The organism is Sporanaerobacter sp. PP17-6a, assembly GCF_900095615.1.
Taxonomy (GTDB): Bacteria; Bacillota; Clostridia; order Tissierellales; family Acidilutibacteraceae; genus Acidilutibacter; species Acidilutibacter cellobiosedens.
This window is the reverse complement of record NZ_FMIF01000004.1, coordinates 52,333-67,615: the sequence shown is the minus strand read 5'-3', so window position 1 is coordinate 67,615 and position 15,283 is coordinate 52,333. Positions and strand designations below refer to the sequence as shown.

Annotated in this window: 14 protein-coding genes and 1 other RNA gene; 1 reads left to right on the top strand and 14 read right to left on the bottom strand. The window is 31.5% G+C overall.

Annotation, left to right across the window (positions count from 1 at the left end; all coding sequences use genetic code 11):
• Positions 1-2 precede the first annotated feature (2 nt).
• The 7 genes from PP176A_RS03310 to PP176A_RS03280 form a co-directional block, all read right to left on the bottom strand.
• Positions 3-617: a stage V sporulation protein AA gene (locus PP176A_RS03310; protein WP_071139032.1), complete on the bottom strand. Its 615-nt coding sequence runs from the start codon at positions 615-617 to the stop codon at positions 3-5.
• A gap of 223 nt (positions 618-840) precedes the next feature.
• Positions 841-1,599, bottom strand: coding sequence for an RNA polymerase sporulation sigma factor SigF (sigF, locus tag PP176A_RS03305; RefSeq protein WP_071139031.1), 759 nt, complete (start codon positions 1,597-1,599; stop codon positions 841-843).
• A 5-nt stretch (positions 1,600-1,604) separates the two neighbouring features.
• Positions 1,605-2,045 (bottom strand): anti-sigma F factor, encoded by a 441-nt coding sequence (gene spoIIAB / locus PP176A_RS03300; RefSeq protein ID WP_071139030.1) that lies wholly within the window; start codon positions 2,043-2,045, stop codon positions 1,605-1,607.
• A gap of 12 nt (positions 2,046-2,057) precedes the next feature.
• Positions 2,058-2,393 (bottom strand): anti-sigma F factor antagonist, encoded by a 336-nt coding sequence (spoIIAA, locus tag PP176A_RS03295; RefSeq protein ID WP_071139029.1) that lies wholly within the window; start codon positions 2,391-2,393, stop codon positions 2,058-2,060.
• A gap of 155 nt (positions 2,394-2,548) precedes the next feature.
• Positions 2,549-3,592, bottom strand: a complete 1,044-nt coding sequence (locus PP176A_RS16010; protein ID WP_159429026.1) for a C40 family peptidase — start codon at positions 3,590-3,592, stop codon at positions 2,549-2,551.
• 97 nt (positions 3,593-3,689) lie between these two features.
• The gene (mprF, locus tag PP176A_RS03285) at positions 3,690-6,254 is read right to left on the bottom strand and encodes a bifunctional lysylphosphatidylglycerol flippase/synthetase MprF (RefSeq protein ID WP_083381756.1); all 2,565 of its coding nucleotides are present in this window, start codon (positions 6,252-6,254) and stop codon (positions 3,690-3,692) included.
• A gap of 33 nt (positions 6,255-6,287) precedes the next feature.
• A complete protein-coding gene (locus PP176A_RS03280; protein WP_071139028.1) occupies positions 6,288-7,049 on the bottom strand; it encodes a tRNA threonylcarbamoyladenosine dehydratase in 762 nt (253 codons plus the stop codon).
• A 164-nt stretch (positions 7,050-7,213) separates the two neighbouring features.
• Between PP176A_RS03280 and PP176A_RS03275 the strand changes: the two genes are divergently transcribed.
• Complete coding sequence (locus PP176A_RS03275; protein WP_071139027.1) at positions 7,214-7,720, top strand: DUF2284 domain-containing protein; 507 nt, start codon at positions 7,214-7,216, stop codon at positions 7,718-7,720.
• Between the two features lie 349 nt (positions 7,721-8,069).
• Here PP176A_RS03275 and rnpB read toward each other — a convergent pair.
• The 7 genes from rnpB to PP176A_RS03240 all read right to left on the bottom strand — a co-directional run bounded on the left by rnpB (position 8,070) and on the right by PP176A_RS03240 (position 15,207).
• Positions 8,070-8,463, bottom strand: an RNA gene (gene rnpB / locus PP176A_RS03270) — RNase P RNA component class A.
• A gap of 87 nt (positions 8,464-8,550) precedes the next feature.
• On the bottom strand, positions 8,551-9,276 hold the full coding sequence (locus PP176A_RS03265) for a zinc ribbon domain-containing protein (RefSeq protein ID WP_071139026.1): 726 nt from the start codon (positions 9,274-9,276) through the stop codon (positions 8,551-8,553).
• Positions 9,277-9,293: 17 nt separating this feature from the next.
• Positions 9,294-10,394, bottom strand: a complete 1,101-nt coding sequence (locus tag PP176A_RS03260; protein ID WP_083381755.1) for a Nif3-like dinuclear metal center hexameric protein — start codon at positions 10,392-10,394, stop codon at positions 9,294-9,296.
• A complete protein-coding gene (locus tag PP176A_RS03255) occupies positions 10,381-11,079 on the bottom strand; it encodes a tRNA (adenine(22)-N(1))-methyltransferase (RefSeq protein ID WP_071139024.1) in 699 nt (232 codons plus the stop codon). The genes PP176A_RS03260 and PP176A_RS03255 overlap by 14 nt, the downstream gene beginning before the upstream one ends.
• 55 nt (positions 11,080-11,134) lie before the next feature.
• Positions 11,135-12,250: an RNA polymerase sigma factor RpoD gene (rpoD, locus tag PP176A_RS03250; protein ID WP_071139023.1), complete on the bottom strand. Its 1,116-nt coding sequence runs from the start codon at positions 12,248-12,250 to the stop codon at positions 11,135-11,137.
• 24 nt (positions 12,251-12,274) lie between these two features.
• The gene (dnaG, locus tag PP176A_RS03245; RefSeq protein WP_071139022.1) at positions 12,275-14,104 is read right to left on the bottom strand and encodes a DNA primase; all 1,830 of its coding nucleotides are present in this window, start codon (positions 14,102-14,104) and stop codon (positions 12,275-12,277) included.
• 86 nt (positions 14,105-14,190) lie between these two features.
• Positions 14,191-15,207 carry a deoxyguanosinetriphosphate triphosphohydrolase gene (locus tag PP176A_RS03240; RefSeq protein ID WP_071139021.1) on the bottom strand — a complete coding sequence of 339 codons (1,017 nt, stop codon included), beginning with the start codon at positions 15,205-15,207 and terminating at the stop codon, positions 14,191-14,193.
• Positions 15,208-15,283: the final 76 nt, after the last annotated feature.

The window sequence follows — 15,283 nt, the reverse complement described above, 5'->3', positions numbered from 1 at the left end:
AATTACTTTTTATTTTTTATATCTTCTAAAACATAGTCATCTATATCTTTTTCATACAGATGCATTTCCACTTCCATGGCCCCCGGTTCATCTTTTTTTCTCTTACTGTGGCTGATTATCCTGCTAAAAAAAACCGCCATTCCTAATCCTGTACCTAAAGAATAGGGAATTAACAGCATAAGAGGACTTTCATTATGATTTCCCGTTAAAAAATAATATATTTTCTCCATTGTTTCATCCATGTTAACGTCTTCTTGAAAATTAATTATAGTAAAAGCAGTTCCTAAAAAAAGTATTATACATAACATGGTGACTTTTATATAATCTAACAGGACATTTGTCTTGCTGTTTATAATTTTAATCAGCACATCCGGTTCTCCTAACATAACTACATCTATATTATCTTTCCCTTCCATAATCTTTTTAGTTATATCAATTGCGGAAACACTATCAGAAACCTCTCTGTCTCTTCCATCATAAATTTTTAATCCTTCCAGATATTTTTGGATACTGGCATTTTTACAATATACTTCTGCTACATCTCTTAAATAAACATGGGTATTTAAATCGACAGTACATTTTGATTCCAGCTTTATAAATGCCTGTTCCTTATCCATAAATATATTCCTCACTTTTAACAAAAGTAGCTTTTTTAGGAGTTCCCTTATCCGAATCCTTTGCCTTATACATTGTAATTCCTAATATAGATAAGGAAAAAATTATTATCAAAAGGATAAATATGAATTTTTTTGAGATTATTTTCATTATTTTCATCACTCCGTTTCAATATTTATTATTTGCATTATTTGTTTTTTAATTCAAAAAAAATAAGGCATAAAATTATGCCTTAGCCAACATCTCTCTCATATTGTTTAATATCTTCTTTTCGATCCTCGATACTTGCACCTGAGAAATCCCCAAAATTTCAGCTACTTCTACCTGAGTTTTGTCTTTAAAGTACCTTAATATTATTATTTGTCTGTCTCTTGGTTTTAATTCTCTAAGAGCTTCTTTCAATACTATTTTATCTATTAGTTCCTTTTCATCATCAGAATCGTCACTTATTCTGTCAATTAAATACAAAGGTGAGCCATCTTTTTCATGTATAACATCACTGAGATATTCCGGTTGATATGTAGAATCCAAAGCTTCTACTATTTCTTCCTTATCTACAGAAATTTCACAGGCTATTTCCTGAATTGTAGGTTCTCTTCCTAAAACTTTAGATAATTTTTCCTGGGCTATTCTTGCTCTCATGGAAATCTGTTTTAAAGATCTACTGACCTTTATAATTCCGTCATCTCTTAAAAATCTTTTTATTTCTCCTATTATCATTGGTACGGCATAAGTTGAAAACTTCACATCATAAGACAAATCAAATTTATTCACGGCCTTTAGAAGTCCGATACATCCTATTTGAAATAAATCTTCCGTATCATATCCTCTATTGGTAAACCCCCTTAATACACTCTTTACAAGCCCAATATTTTTATCTATAAGGATGGATTTTGCTTCTTCATCTCCTGCTTGAGCCAGTTTAATAAGATTAACAGATTCTTCATGACTAAGCAAAGTATTCCCTTTATTACCCTTTTCCATAATATCTACTCCTTATTAATAGAATTATTGAGCACTTTAGTCATGATTACTTTTGTACCCTTTCCGGTTTCACTATATACTTCCAGGCTATTCATAAATGTTTCCATAACCGTAAAACCCATGCCTGATCTTTCAAGCTCCGGTTTTGAAGTATAGAAAGGTTCCATGGCTTTTTTTACATCCTCAATTCCTTTCCCATAATCTTCAACAACTATTTCGATCTTATTTTCTTCTATAGTGGTCTCTATAGAAACTATCCCTTCCTGGTTCTCATATCCATGTATTATGGCATTTGTTACAGCTTCCGATACTGCCGTTTTTATATCCGAAATCTCTTCAAGGGTAGGATCCAACTGAGCCACAAAAGAAGCTACGGATACCCTCGCAAAAGCTTCATTAGTAGATTTGCTAAGAAAAGTTAATTTCATAAAGTTTTTTCTTTCCATATTCTCACTCCCCTAATTATTATCTATAGCACTATCTATGGACGAATAAATCTTCATTATCTTAAAGATCCCCGACATCTGAAGTATTCTGTCCAGATAAGGATTAGAGCTGACAATAAATACTTCTCCTCCGCTTTCCTTAAATAATTTATATCTACCCATTATCAGCCCTATTCCTGAACTGTCCATAAATACCACATCCCTTAAATCCAATATTACCTTTTTTTTATTATCCTTAAAGTAATGGTCATCTATTATCTTTCTTGCTTCCTCCGTGCTATGGTGGTCTAATTCTCCCTTAAATTTGATTATCAGAAATTCATTAAAGGAATCAAATAATAACTGCACAATATCTCCCCTCCCAAGACTTTCATTTTTCTTTTGTTTATTCTATATTAAACAGTTTTTTTCCTTCAAAGAAAAAAGACTAATTTTGTATAAAAATAAAAAATAGAGTCATAATTGACTCTATTTAAAAAAATTTTTATAACCTATAACTAAAATCAGTTGGTTATTATCCTTTTGGCAGAAATATATCTTTTGACATAATAGCTTTCAGATATTGATGTGACTTGAACCTTCTTTGCACCACTGGATGCATGGATCATCTTCCCGTCACCAACATACAATCCTACATGAGATATACCACTTCCTGAAGTATTAAAAAATAGTAAATCCCCCGGAATCAAATCACTTTTATTTACAGATAATCCCATATTTACCTGATCTCTTGAGGACCTGGGCAGTTCAATTCCTATACTCTTCTTATATACCGAATATGTAAATCCCGAACAATCATATCCTCTTTCACCTGTACCTGAATAGGCATAAGGGCTGCCCACCAAACTATATGCAGTGGAAACGATTTTACTTAAACTTGAACTCCTTCTTGAAATCATAGATCTGGAAGAAATATTTGCTTTTTGAGAAATTTCAACGGAACCTTCCGGAGCCTTAAATTCATTCCCATATTCATCAACAACAACGAAACTATTATCTCCGTTTTTCCTTAGTAAAACTTCTTCGCCCTTTGCAAGAACATAATAAACGTTATTGCTCTTTAGCACTGTTGAAACCTTTGAAATCCCCAATAAGGCATCTGCTTTTTGTTCATTATTATACAATTCAAACCCTTTTAATAAAGCAAATCCTTTTGTACCGCTATTAAGGCTGAAATATCCAAAATCTCCAGATATTCTTTCAAGATATGCAATATCTCCTTTTTTCAAAGAAACTAACACTTTTCCGTTAATGTCAGGTTTGTCCACTATATTTATACTATTATCAATAACTATGTAATTTTTATTTACAGGAACCTTAAGGATATATTCTCTTGGAATTTCATAACCTATAGAATTCTTTTCAATTATATATGTACTTTCATTTTCCTCTTTAATTTCTACTTCTTCAGCCTCAGCAAATAAAGGATTATTTTTATTATCATTCGTAAAAAAGTCCTTTACAAAAATCCCTGTGTCAGCCAAACTGGAAATAGAAATCATACCGATTAATACTAAAATCCAAAGATAATTCCTTTTCCCTTGCATTAGCATCACATCCTTAATTTTTGTTTATTAAAAATATTATATTACAAAATCTTAAAGATATCAAGAAAAATACATAATATATATTATGCAAAATTATCTATTTGGTTCTATTTTTATTTACATATGAAGTTAACTTTACAAGCTCAAGAAGAAATATTGTAATATTTAATTCCTTAGGATAAGCTAAATACCTATTTTCCCAATTTGGCTGAAATTTTTCTTTATATTTTCTTAATCCCTCAAAAGAATAAAATTTCTTTCCATGCTGATAAAGAAGCCCTACCAGTTTTTCCTCATTAAAGGAATATACATTCGTGCCTACTCCGGACAATGGAGCCATTCCCAAATTAAACTTCTTATAATTATTATCTTTAGCCCATTGAAAAAGATATATAAATAAAGCATCCATGGTTCCCGAGGGAATATCATTTTTAGATCTCATTAAATCAATGGATATAGTCTCATCATCATAAAGAGGCATAATATTAGCAAAAGCTATAATCTTTCCCTCACGTTTTATAATACTTATAGGAGTACGGTTTAAATATTCTTCATCAAACCATCCCACAGAAAACCCTCTCTCTTTTCTACGGCCAAGCCATTCATCCGATACTTCTTTTAGTTCTTCAACAAAGTCCTGGGAAAATGGAGGATAGATCACTTGAAAATCCAGTTCTCCGTTTTCCACCTTATTTTTAGCAATTCTTAAATCCTTTTTCTTCTTTCCTGAGAGATTGAAGCTAATTAAATCGATAGTCGCTTCTTCTCCAAGTTTAAAAAACTCATATCCTAAATCATGATAAACGGAATAATTTCTATCGGATATTTCATAAAAAGTAGGAACTAATTTGTAAGTATCCGCAAATTTTCGGAATTCCACTATGGATTCTTTCAGTTTATCCTGATTACCTATAGGTTCTCCCAACACTACCAGCTTATCTTTAGCCGCGGCAAATGGTATAAGCATCTCCCTATCTGTTGTATAATAAAAATATTTATCCTTTAAAAACAATAAATGAGTCATTATATTTCCTTTATGATTTTTTAAAAATTCTTTTAAATTATCCAGGTCTTCTTCTGTAGGGTAATAAAACTTTCTTCTTTTAACTCTGGTCAGTAAATAAATTCCCAATATAACCCATGCTACAGAAAGAATGACTGCTGTTTCAAAAAGTATTCTGAATTTATATACTCTATGAATAAAAGGAAGATGTCTATGGAAAGAATAGGCTATAAATACGTATATAAAACTCACAACCACAGTTCCGATAAATAAGCCAAGAACTTCTTTAAATTTTACCGGAGCAGTTTCTCTGTAAAAACAATCTCTGGACAAATAAAGCATTACAGTTATGACAATCAATATTGTAGCCTCTTCATAATCCAACCCCTTTATGAAAGTCATCAATGCTCCTAATATCAAAAAAGAAAGGGTAAGATTATATGAAATTTTCACTTTATCCTTTATTCCCCTGGAAAGTACTAAAAGTATAATGCCGATGGTTACGGATGTTTCTTTAGAAAATCTGAGAACATGCATAGACAGAAAACTTCTGACTATTTTAAATCGGGTCATTACTGCGGGAGTTGCCGCAGATAATATCAAAACCATACCTGAAAAAATAACCATACCCGATAAAGCTTTTACTCCAAGATCTCCTCCAATTTTTTTTGTTCCATTCTTCTTATCCTTTCTTTTATTTGGAACAATCCTTGTTATAAATACTAAAGTGGAAAAAGCCCAGGGCAATACATAATAAAATAGTCTATATAATAATATTGCTGCCAAGGCATTTTCAGGACTTGCTCCAATCTGTTTTAATCCGGCAAGTACCGTTAAATCAAATGTTCCGACTCCGCTTGGCAAGAAACTGATAAGTCCTACGGTTATTCCGATTAAATACAAAGGAACTATCTTCATCATAGAAATATTTCTTGAAAAATACATATTAATTCCGCAGAAAAAAACTGTGGCTGCTATCCAATCTACTACGGAAGAACATATCATAAGAAATTTAAATTTATTTGAAACTGGTTCGTTATCTTCAAATATTTTTTTCTTTAAAAAAGGAATTTTATCGATAAAAAAATATAAAGGTATGTACATTACAAAGGCTAATAAAATTAAAAAATACCACTTTCTTCCCTCTAAAAATTGAGAAAAATCATAAACTTTGAAAATTCCCGGAAGAATCAACACTGAAAGTCCCGTTATGTTAGATATAAGGATATAAGCATTTGACTTTATAATTTTCTTTGTTTCTATACCTTCTTTTTTATATAATACGCTTCTTACGCTCATTCCCGGTAATCCGCCCATCCCTATGAACAAATTTATTGAATTGGAAATCCAACTTATTTCAAACATCTTCTTAAAATTTATTCCTAAGGAAAAATATTTATTTACCATAAAATCGTATAAAGTCGTAAAACAAATAGCTCCCACACCGGACAAAAAAATTAATATTATCGCCGAATCATCAAGGTTCCTTAATATTTTAAGAGTTTGAAGAAAATTTATTTTTCTTATTTCTCCCTTAAGTTCATATATCAATACCACCAATATTGTCACAGCAAATAAACCTTTTAAAAGTTTCCCCTTAGGACCTTCTATAATTTCTTTAAAAACAAATTTCTTTCTATTCTCATCCTTATTATTCAAAAAATCACCCCTGCCACTATATATAAAGTTTGTTTAATCTTCTTTTATTATTCCCAAAATATCTTTTACCACTTCGGAAGCAATAATCAGTCCTGCTACCGACGGAACAAAAGATATGCTCCCAGGAATTTGTCTTCTTGCTGCACAAGTTCTTTTCTTATTGGGACATATACATTCCGTTTTACAATTTCCCCCCTCATTTCTGGGAACTAAAGGAATTTCTTTAGAATAAACCACCTTTAAGCTTTCGATATTTCTTCTTCTAAGTTCTCGCCTCATTACTTTTGCCAAAGGACATATCGAAGTACTATAAATATCACTGACCTCTAACATTGTAGGATTTAATTTGTTTCCTACTCCCATACAGCTTATTATATTTATACCCTTTTTTTTACAGTTTTCAATCAAATCCAATTTTGACGAAACCATATCTACAGCATCTACTACATAGGAATAATCCTCTTTAAGAAGTTTTTCACTGCTATCTTTATTATACAGTTCCTTATAAACCGTAACATTGGCTTTAGGGTTTATATCCTGAACCCTTTCCTTCATAACTTCTACTTTTGCTTTTCCTACCGTCTTTATAGTTGCATGAATTTGCCTGTTTATATTGGTTAAACAAATATCATCGTCATCAATAAGTACTAAATTACCAACTCCGCATCGTGCAAGAGCTTCCACCGTATAGGAACCGACTCCTCCTATACCAAACACAGCTACTTTACTATTTTTAAGTGTTTTTATTCCTTCCGTTCCTATAAGCATTTCCGTTCTGGAAAACAAATTCAACATAATTACAACTCCTTACGTCTATTATGATTTCAGTTTATTAGCATATAAATAATAACACAATTCCTGATATGTATCAATATAGATTGTCTTTACACCCTTCTTGCATGGTTAAATATTAGTATGTTAATATGATAGTAGTTATTTTATTTTAGGAGGCATGTTATATGGGAATAAACTTATTTCGATATATTGAAGATGCAAAAGAACTGGGGGCCTATGATGCAAAGGTAATTAATACAAATACCATAAAAACTGCTCCATGGACCATAATGAAATGTAAATACGGCTGCAGTAATTACAATTCAAATCTCTGTTGTCCCCCAAATACTCCAACCTATAAGAAAATGCAAGAAATAGTCGATTGTTATGATTGGGCAATACTCGTTCAATGTAAATCTGACCTCTCTTCCACAGCCAAAATTATAGTGGAATTAGAAAAAAAATTTTTCTTGTCGGGATATTACAAGGCTTTGGGATTCGGCGCAGGTCCTTGTCAACTATGTGAAAAATGTAATATGGAAAAATGTAAGCATCCTTCAGAAGCAAGACCTTCAATGGAATCCTGTGGCATAGATGTATATGAAACCGTAAAGATGAACGGCTTTCCGATTGGTGTTTTAAAAGATAGAGAAGGTGAAAAAAACTGCTATGGATTAGTTTTAATAGAATAATATGTTTTAAATAAATTAATGGATTCATAGGAAGAAGACTGGAATATATGAAGAATATAATAAATTCAGCAAGGGAATATAAATACAATTCATTATATAAGAGAGACGGTTTGACAATATTTAATAAAGATGATCTATTCCGTATTCCATATGAAAATGATTGCACGCTAAGATAGATGAGAATTATAAGCAGTACCGGAATTATCATGTCTATTTAGCTCTCTAATCACTTTGGACTTCAATGGAGCAGCATAAAAAAATACTTAGAATCAAACAAAAAGAATAGTCCCTTTGTGTTATACAACAAAAAAATAGCACAAGAGAACCGTCCCCTTGTGTTGTGTTTTATAATTCGAGTAAGTCTGTAAGCCGAGTTCTGTATTAGATAGCCATCTATCTATGACCTATTGTTGCCAATAGGTTCTTGCGACCTACCATTAGGAAAGCAGCGGGCCACTGCTCTATTTATCCTTAACTTGGTCTTGCTCCAGATGGGGTTTACAGAGCCAATTAGTCGCCTAATTGCTGGTGAAGCTTTTAACTCGCCTTTCCATCCTTGCCAGTCAGTCTCACATTTCACTGCTCTCACCACAAATTCAGTATGGTTGCCGAAAAAGGGCTCTGGCGGTATATTTCTGTTGCACTTTCCTTGGGGTCACCCCCACTGGGTATTGCCCAGCATCCTGCCCTAAGGAGCTCGGACTTTCCTCATGTAAATTACACGCGACTATCTGACTTACTCAAATTATTTAATTTATTAGCATTAACACTATAGCACAAAATCATGCTTAATGCAAATATAATATATGGAAATTTTTATTTTTTATTCTTTATATATCCTCGTTAATTCCGTTATAATACAGTATTCTCCCACAATTTTCACAGCAAACTATGTTTATTTCACCTTTAAGTTCTTCCAATATATAAAAGGGGATTATCATATGACATCCGCTACATTCATTTTTTGAAACCTTTGCTACTGCATACTTTTTATTTTTCTTTATCAAAGCATATTGATCATAAATATTTTTTTCAATTTTTGATGTTATGTTATATATAATATCCATTTCTTCCTTAGCTTCTTTTCTTAGTTGATCAGTTGCAGCATTATATTCCTTAACCTTTTCTTCAAAGTCTTTTTTAACTGACGCATATTGGTCCTCCATATTCTTTATATCTTGCTTAAATTCTTCGATGGCTTCCATCATTTCCAAAGTATCCGTTTCCAATTTATTAATTTCTTCCCTTATTCTTTTGCTTTCCATATCCATATAATGAAGTTGCTTTAAATCGGTAATAGTTCCGTTATACAAATTTTTCTCAATTTCATCTTGATTAAAAGTCAGCTCTTTTAACTGATTATTGCTCTTATTAATTCTTTTTTCATTTTCAAATATGGTAATTTTCTTTTCCTTTAAGCTTGATTCTATACCCTTTAGTTCAATTATTATATTATTAATATGGCCTTTTCTCGCTAAATCCTCCAATTTCTTCTTTATGGAGTTAAATTTATGTTCATGCTGTTGTAATTCCCACAAAAATTCAATTTGTTTCATACATTTCACCTCCATATTTAATACTCTTGAAAACCATAACTGTTAATATCACTAATATCAACTTCTATTTTTTCATTTGTATGTTCTAAAATATATTCTTTTATAACGGGGAGTATTATTTTTTCAGTATCATAATGATTACTATCTATTAAAATCAATCCCAATTCTTTTGCCAGCTGTGCTTCATGATATTTAATATCTCCCGTTATATAAACCTGTGCATTTTTTCTATAGGCATCATAGATAAAATCTCCTCCACTTCCTCCGCATACTGCAATTCTATTTATTTTCTTATTTTCACCTCCATATACTCTGATATTTTTCACAGTCAGTTTTCTTTTAATTTCTTCAATTAACGCCTTCATTGATATCTCTTCTATATCTCCTACTCTTCCATAACCATAATCCGCTCCCTTGTTTTCTAAAGGATACAAATCATAAGCAACTTCCTCATAGGGGTGTGCTTTAATCATCTCTTCAATTATCCTGTCAGCTTCTCTTTCCCTTACTATTGTCTCTATTCTTTTTTCCTTAACCCTTTCCAAAACATTTTTCTGACCTATAAAGGGATGAGTATTTTCTAAGGGTAAAAAAGTTCCCATACCGTCAATATTATAAGTGCAATTACTATAATTCCCTATCCATCCTGCTCCTGCCTTTCCTAAGACATCCCTTATTTTTTCCTCACACCCTTCGGGGACAAATACAACTAATTTATAAAATTTTTCTTGATATAAAGAAGACAGCACCTCAGAATTTTTTAAGTTAAGAATACCTGCCAGTCTATCATTTACTCCGTTTTTACAAATATCCAAATTTGAATGAGCATTATATACAACTATATCTGATTTAATTATATTCATTATTAATCTTCCTTTATAATCTGAAGAAATTATATTATTTATAGGCTTAAAAATAATCGGATGGTGAGTTATTATCATGTCTGCCCCTGCACTCTGAGCCTTTTCCAAAAGAACATCATCTATATTCAAGGATAAAATTATTTTTTTTATTTCTTTATTCCCGTCTCCGATTTGAAATCCGGTATTGTCCCATTTATCAATATAGTAAGGTTTCGCCCATTCATCCATCAGATTAATTATTTCATAAGCTTTCATAATAATTGATCACTTCCTTATAATCTTCGATTTTATTTTGAAGAAATTTTTCCCTTTCCCGACTTTTTTCAGAGGACCCTAAATTCAAGTATTTAATTATCTTTTCATATTCTTCTATTTTTTTTATTATAAATTCTTTTAACAAGGGATCCTTATTTATAAAAAGCTTTTCTCCTATTTCATAATATATATCTTTGCTAATATAAGATTTGCCTCTTTGCGCAAATATTATTTCGTAATATTTATCTCCTTCTCTTGCCAATCTTTCATCTATTATCTTAAAATTGTTATTGATCAGATACTTTCTCAGTTCATCAGAAGCACCCATAGGTTGAAATATAAAATTTATTACACTATCCGTTATCTTCTTTCCCTTATCCAATATCTCATTTATAAGAAGCCCTCCCATACCTGCTATTATTAAAGTATCAACTTCAAAGGGTTTTAATATTTCCAGCCCATCTCCTACCCTGGTCTCAATATCCTTTTCGAGTCCGCATTTCTTTGAATAATCTTTGGCCTTATCAAGGGAATCCTTACTTATATCTGTAGCTATCACCTTCTTACTTATTCTGTTATAAATCAAATACACAGGTATATATCCATGATCCGTGCCTATATCCCCTACTATTGAATTATGGGGAACAAAGTTTAATATAGTAGTAAGTCTTGGGGATAATTTCATATTTTTCTCCTTTCACTAGTTATAAAATTAAAGATTCGCTATAGCGAATCTTCAATTATTCCAAAAAATCCTTCAATTTTTTGCTTCTGCTGGGATGTCTTAATTTTCTTAAAGCTTTGGCTTCAATTTGTCTTATTCTCTCTCTTGTAACGTCAAATTCTTTTCCCACTTCTTCTAAAGTCCTTGCTCTTCCATCATCTAACCCAAATCTCAATCTTAAGACTTTTTGCTCTCTCGGCGTCAAAGTATCCAAAACATCTACCAATTGTTCTCTTAAAAGAGTATAAGTAGCCGCTTCGGCTGGTGCTTGTGCTTCATCATCCGGTATAAAATCGCCTAAATGGCTATCTTCCTCTTCCCCTATAGGAGTTTCCAATGAAACAGGTTCTTGAGCAATTTTCATAATTTCTCTTACCTTTTCCACATCCATATTCATTTCTTTGGCTACTTCCTCTGGAAGAGGATCTCTCCCCAATTCCTGAACCAACTGTCTTGAAACTCTTACCAGTTTATTTATGGTTTCTACCATATGAACAGGTATCCTGATAGTCCTTGCCTGGTCGGCAATAGCACGTGTTATAGCTTGACGAATCCACCAGGTCGCATAGGTACTGAATTTAAATCCCTTTCTATAATCAAATTTTTCAACTGCCTTCATTAAGCCCAGATTGCCTTCTTGTATCAAATCAAGGAACAACATTCCTCTTCCTACATATCTCTTGGCTATACTTACTACAAGCCTCAAATTAGCTTCTGCCAGCCTTTTCTTAGCTTCTTCATCTCCTTCTGCCATTCTCTTAGCATAATCTATTTCCTCCTCCGCAGTCAAAAGAGGAATTTTACCTATTTCTTTTAAATACATTCTCACAGGGTCATCTACGCTAACTCCTTTGGGAAGGGATAAATCTTCTTCTTTCAGTTCTTCAGCATCTTCTCCTACATCATCCTTTTCTAAGAGCAAATCTGCTTCTTTATCGCCGACTATATCTATCCCCATATCTTCTAATCTTTGATATATCTCATCAATTTGCTCCGTATCTATATCTATATCTTCTAAACTATCCATTATTTCCTTATAAGTGAGCATCCCATTTTTTTTACCTTTTCTTACTAATTTTTTAACAGCTTCCAAGCCATTTTTTTTGTTTTCTTCCTTTTCTAAATGATTCATCGCAATTCCCTCCTTTCAACAAAACTATTGATGTAGCTTCAATTCCCTGTCCAATTCCAATAATTCTTTGCATAATTTTTTCACTATCTCTTTATCATTTTCTTTTTTATCATTTTTAGAATCCAATTTACTAATCCTTTCTATTAAATAACTTCTTCTCATTTTTAATTTAGAAGTAACAATAGTTTCAATTAAATCTTCAACTATCGTTCCCATGTTTTCAGGTAAAATCTTAGGGTCCATATGAATTATCTTTTGTATATTTTCTATACGAACATCCGTTTTTCCTTCTAATTTTTTAATAATTTCTTTGGTATTTATATCCTTTTCCTTTTCATAAACTTCAAATAAGAAAAAAGTTAATTTTTTGCAATCTTCATCAACAAAATCTTCCGGTTTTAAAAAATTCTTAACTCTTTCATATACCTTTCTATTATTAACCATTAATTTGACAATAGTACGCTCAGCTTCTAAACGAGCTGGTTGAAGCATACTTACAACAGGAACAATATTATCCTTATTATTTTTATATTTTTTATTAATATACCTATTATTAACAATTGATTTGTTCTCAATATTTAAATTGTATCCAAAAATTTCTTTTTTAATAGCTTCTTTTAATATACCGGTCCTTTGAGATATTTTTTCCATATAAGCATCCAATTCAATGGGACTTTTTACATCCTTTAAAAATTTTCCTACATCCCTTGTAAAAGCTATTTTTTCTTCGGTATCATTTAAATTATATTTTCGTTCATAAAAAAATATTTTATATTCAATATAGTCCAAAGCATTTTCAAACAAAGATTCAAATTTTTCCTTTCCATAACTTTTAATGTAGTCATCTGGATCTTTTCCATCGGCAAGGACAATTACTTCTGCCTTTATATCTTCTTGCTTCAATATATCTATAGCCCTATCTGCTGCTTTAAGACCTGCTTCATCTCCATCGTAGCATATATATATATTATCCCCAAGTTTAGATAATAGCTTTCCTTGATCTTTCGTCAGGGCTGTTCCTAAACTTGCTACAGCATAAAAAATTCCTTTATTGAATAAAGAAACAACATCCATATATCCTTCAACCAATACTATCCTTTCATTATGTGATTTTTTCTCCAACAGATTTGCTGCAAATAAATTATGTCCTTTGGAAAATATTAAAGAATCCGGAGAATTTAAATATTTAGGTTGACTGTCATCGATAACTCTTCCTCCAAAGCCTATTATCCTATTTTTTCTGTCATATATGGGAAAGATTATTCTATTTCTGAATTCATCATAGTATCCTGATTTATCTTTTCTTTTAATTATTAAACCCGATTTTTCAATTTCATATTCCTTATACCCCTTGCTTTTTAAATACTTCTCTAAACTATCCCAGCTTTTAGGAGCAAAGCCTAACTTAAATAAATTAATAGTAGTGTCAGATATGGATCTTTTATATAAATATTTCCTGGCATCGGTGTTATTCATTAAATTTCTGTAAAAGAAATAAGCAGATTCCCTATTTATTTGAAATAATCTATTCCTTTCCTTCTCCATTGGTTTATCTTTTTCTTCAATATAAATTCCTGATTTGTCAGCTAAGAATTTTACCGCTTCAACAAAAGACAGATTTTCTATTTTCATTATAAAACTGATTACATCTCCCCCTTCCCCACACCCAAAACAGTGAAAGATTCCTTTAGATGGAGATACTGTAAAAGATGGAGTCTTTTCGCTATGAAAGGGACAGAGTCCTACATAATTAGAGCCTGTCCCTTTTAGATGGACATATTGAGAAACCACATCTAATATATCATTATTTTCTTTTATCTTTTCTAATATATTTTCATTTATGAAATCTGACATAATTATCACCCTAATTTTCCGATTTTTCGTGGAAAAGCAAAAAACCCTTATTTATATTCGACATAAAGATTTATATTCCTTCTTTTTTAAAGTTTTTCCCAAGGTTTCGGTATAAAAATACTGTAAAACACATTCAATATATACTTATCAGTCATTCCGGCAATATAATCACATACTCTGTCCTCTATGGGATTTAGGCTATTCTGGTATATTCCCATTTTATCTTCTGGAAGTTCTTCCGAATGTTTTAAATAATATCTATATATTTGAGTAATTATATATTCTACCTTATTCTCTTCAGATTTAGCATCTTTATTTAAATATACCCTTTGAAACATAAAATTTCTCAATTTTTCGGTAGCTTCCCCTATATTCTTACTCATAGAAATCTCATCTTTACCAATGCTATTATTAATAATATCCACAATCATAGTATTTATTCTTTCTCCATGGGTTTTACCGAGAACATCAATAACATCTTTCGGTAAATCTTCATCCGATATGATATTTCCCCTTATGGCATCGTCAATATCATGATTTATATAAGCAATTCTATCGGCAAACCTCACCGTCTTTCCTTCAAGAGTCATAGGCAATTCTTCTCCCGTATGATGTAGTATCCCATCTCTTACTTCAAAAGTTAAATTTAATCCTATTTTCTTTCCCTCATGTTCCAGATAGTCTACCACTCTGAGGCTTTGGACGTTATGTTCAAATCCTTTAGGATGAAGAAAATTCAGCACTTTCTCTCCTGTATGACCAAAAGGGGTATGCCCTAAATCATGACCCAATGCAATAGCTTCTGTCAAATCTTCGTTTAATCTTAACGCTCTGGCAAGAGTTCTCGATATTTGGGAAACTTCTAAAGTGTGGGTAAGTCTTGTCCTGTAATGGTCTCCTTCCGGTGCTATAAACACTTGAGTTTTATGTTTAAGCCTTCTAAAAGACTTCGAATGGATAATTCTATCCCTGTCCCTTTGAAAATCCGTTCTTATCTCACATTTCTTTTCTTCATATTTTCTTCCTTTTGTGTTAATGCTAAGAGTTGCATATTGAGATAATATTTTCTTTTCAATATTTTCTGTTTCCATTCTAATATTCATAAAATTATATACCTCATTTATAAATATTTTTAAGATTATATTATATAAATATATACAACATAATTATCCATAATCC

Excerpts from the sequence above, each read along its gene's own strand:
- PP176A_RS03310 (WP_071139032.1), bottom strand. The coding sequence starts at position 617 with ATGGATAAGGAACAGGCATTTATAAAGCTGGAATCAAAATGTACTGTC.
- sigF (WP_071139031.1), bottom strand. The coding sequence starts at position 1,599 with ATGGAAAAGGGTAATAAAGGGAATACTTTGCTTAGTCATGAAGAATCT.
- spoIIAB (WP_071139030.1), bottom strand. The coding sequence starts at position 2,045 with ATGGAAAGAAAAAACTTTATGAAATTAACTTTTCTTAGCAAATCTACT.
- PP176A_RS16010 (WP_159429026.1), bottom strand. The coding sequence starts at position 3,592 with ATGCAAGGGAAAAGGAATTATCTTTGGATTTTAGTATTAATCGGTATG.
- PP176A_RS03280 (WP_071139028.1), bottom strand. The coding sequence starts at position 7,049 with ATGTTGAATTTGTTTTCCAGAACGGAAATGCTTATAGGAACGGAAGGA.
- PP176A_RS03275 (WP_071139027.1), top strand. The coding sequence starts at position 7,214 with ATGGGAATAAACTTATTTCGATATATTGAAGATGCAAAAGAACTGGGG.
- PP176A_RS03265 (WP_071139026.1), bottom strand. The coding sequence starts at position 9,276 with ATGAAACAAATTGAATTTTTGTGGGAATTACAACAGCATGAACATAAA.
- PP176A_RS03260 (WP_083381755.1), bottom strand. The coding sequence starts at position 10,394 with ATGAAAGCTTATGAAATAATTAATCTGATGGATGAATGGGCGAAACCT.
- PP176A_RS03255 (WP_071139024.1), bottom strand. The coding sequence starts at position 11,079 with ATGAAATTATCCCCAAGACTTACTACTATATTAAACTTTGTTCCCCAT.
- rpoD (WP_071139023.1), bottom strand. The coding sequence starts at position 12,250 with ATGAATCATTTAGAAAAGGAAGAAAACAAAAAAAATGGCTTGGAAGCT.
- dnaG (WP_071139022.1), bottom strand. The coding sequence starts at position 14,104 with ATGTCAGATTTCATAAATGAAAATATATTAGAAAAGATAAAAGAAAAT.
- PP176A_RS03240 (WP_071139021.1), bottom strand. The coding sequence starts at position 15,207 with ATGAATATTAGAATGGAAACAGAAAATATTGAAAAGAAAATATTATCT.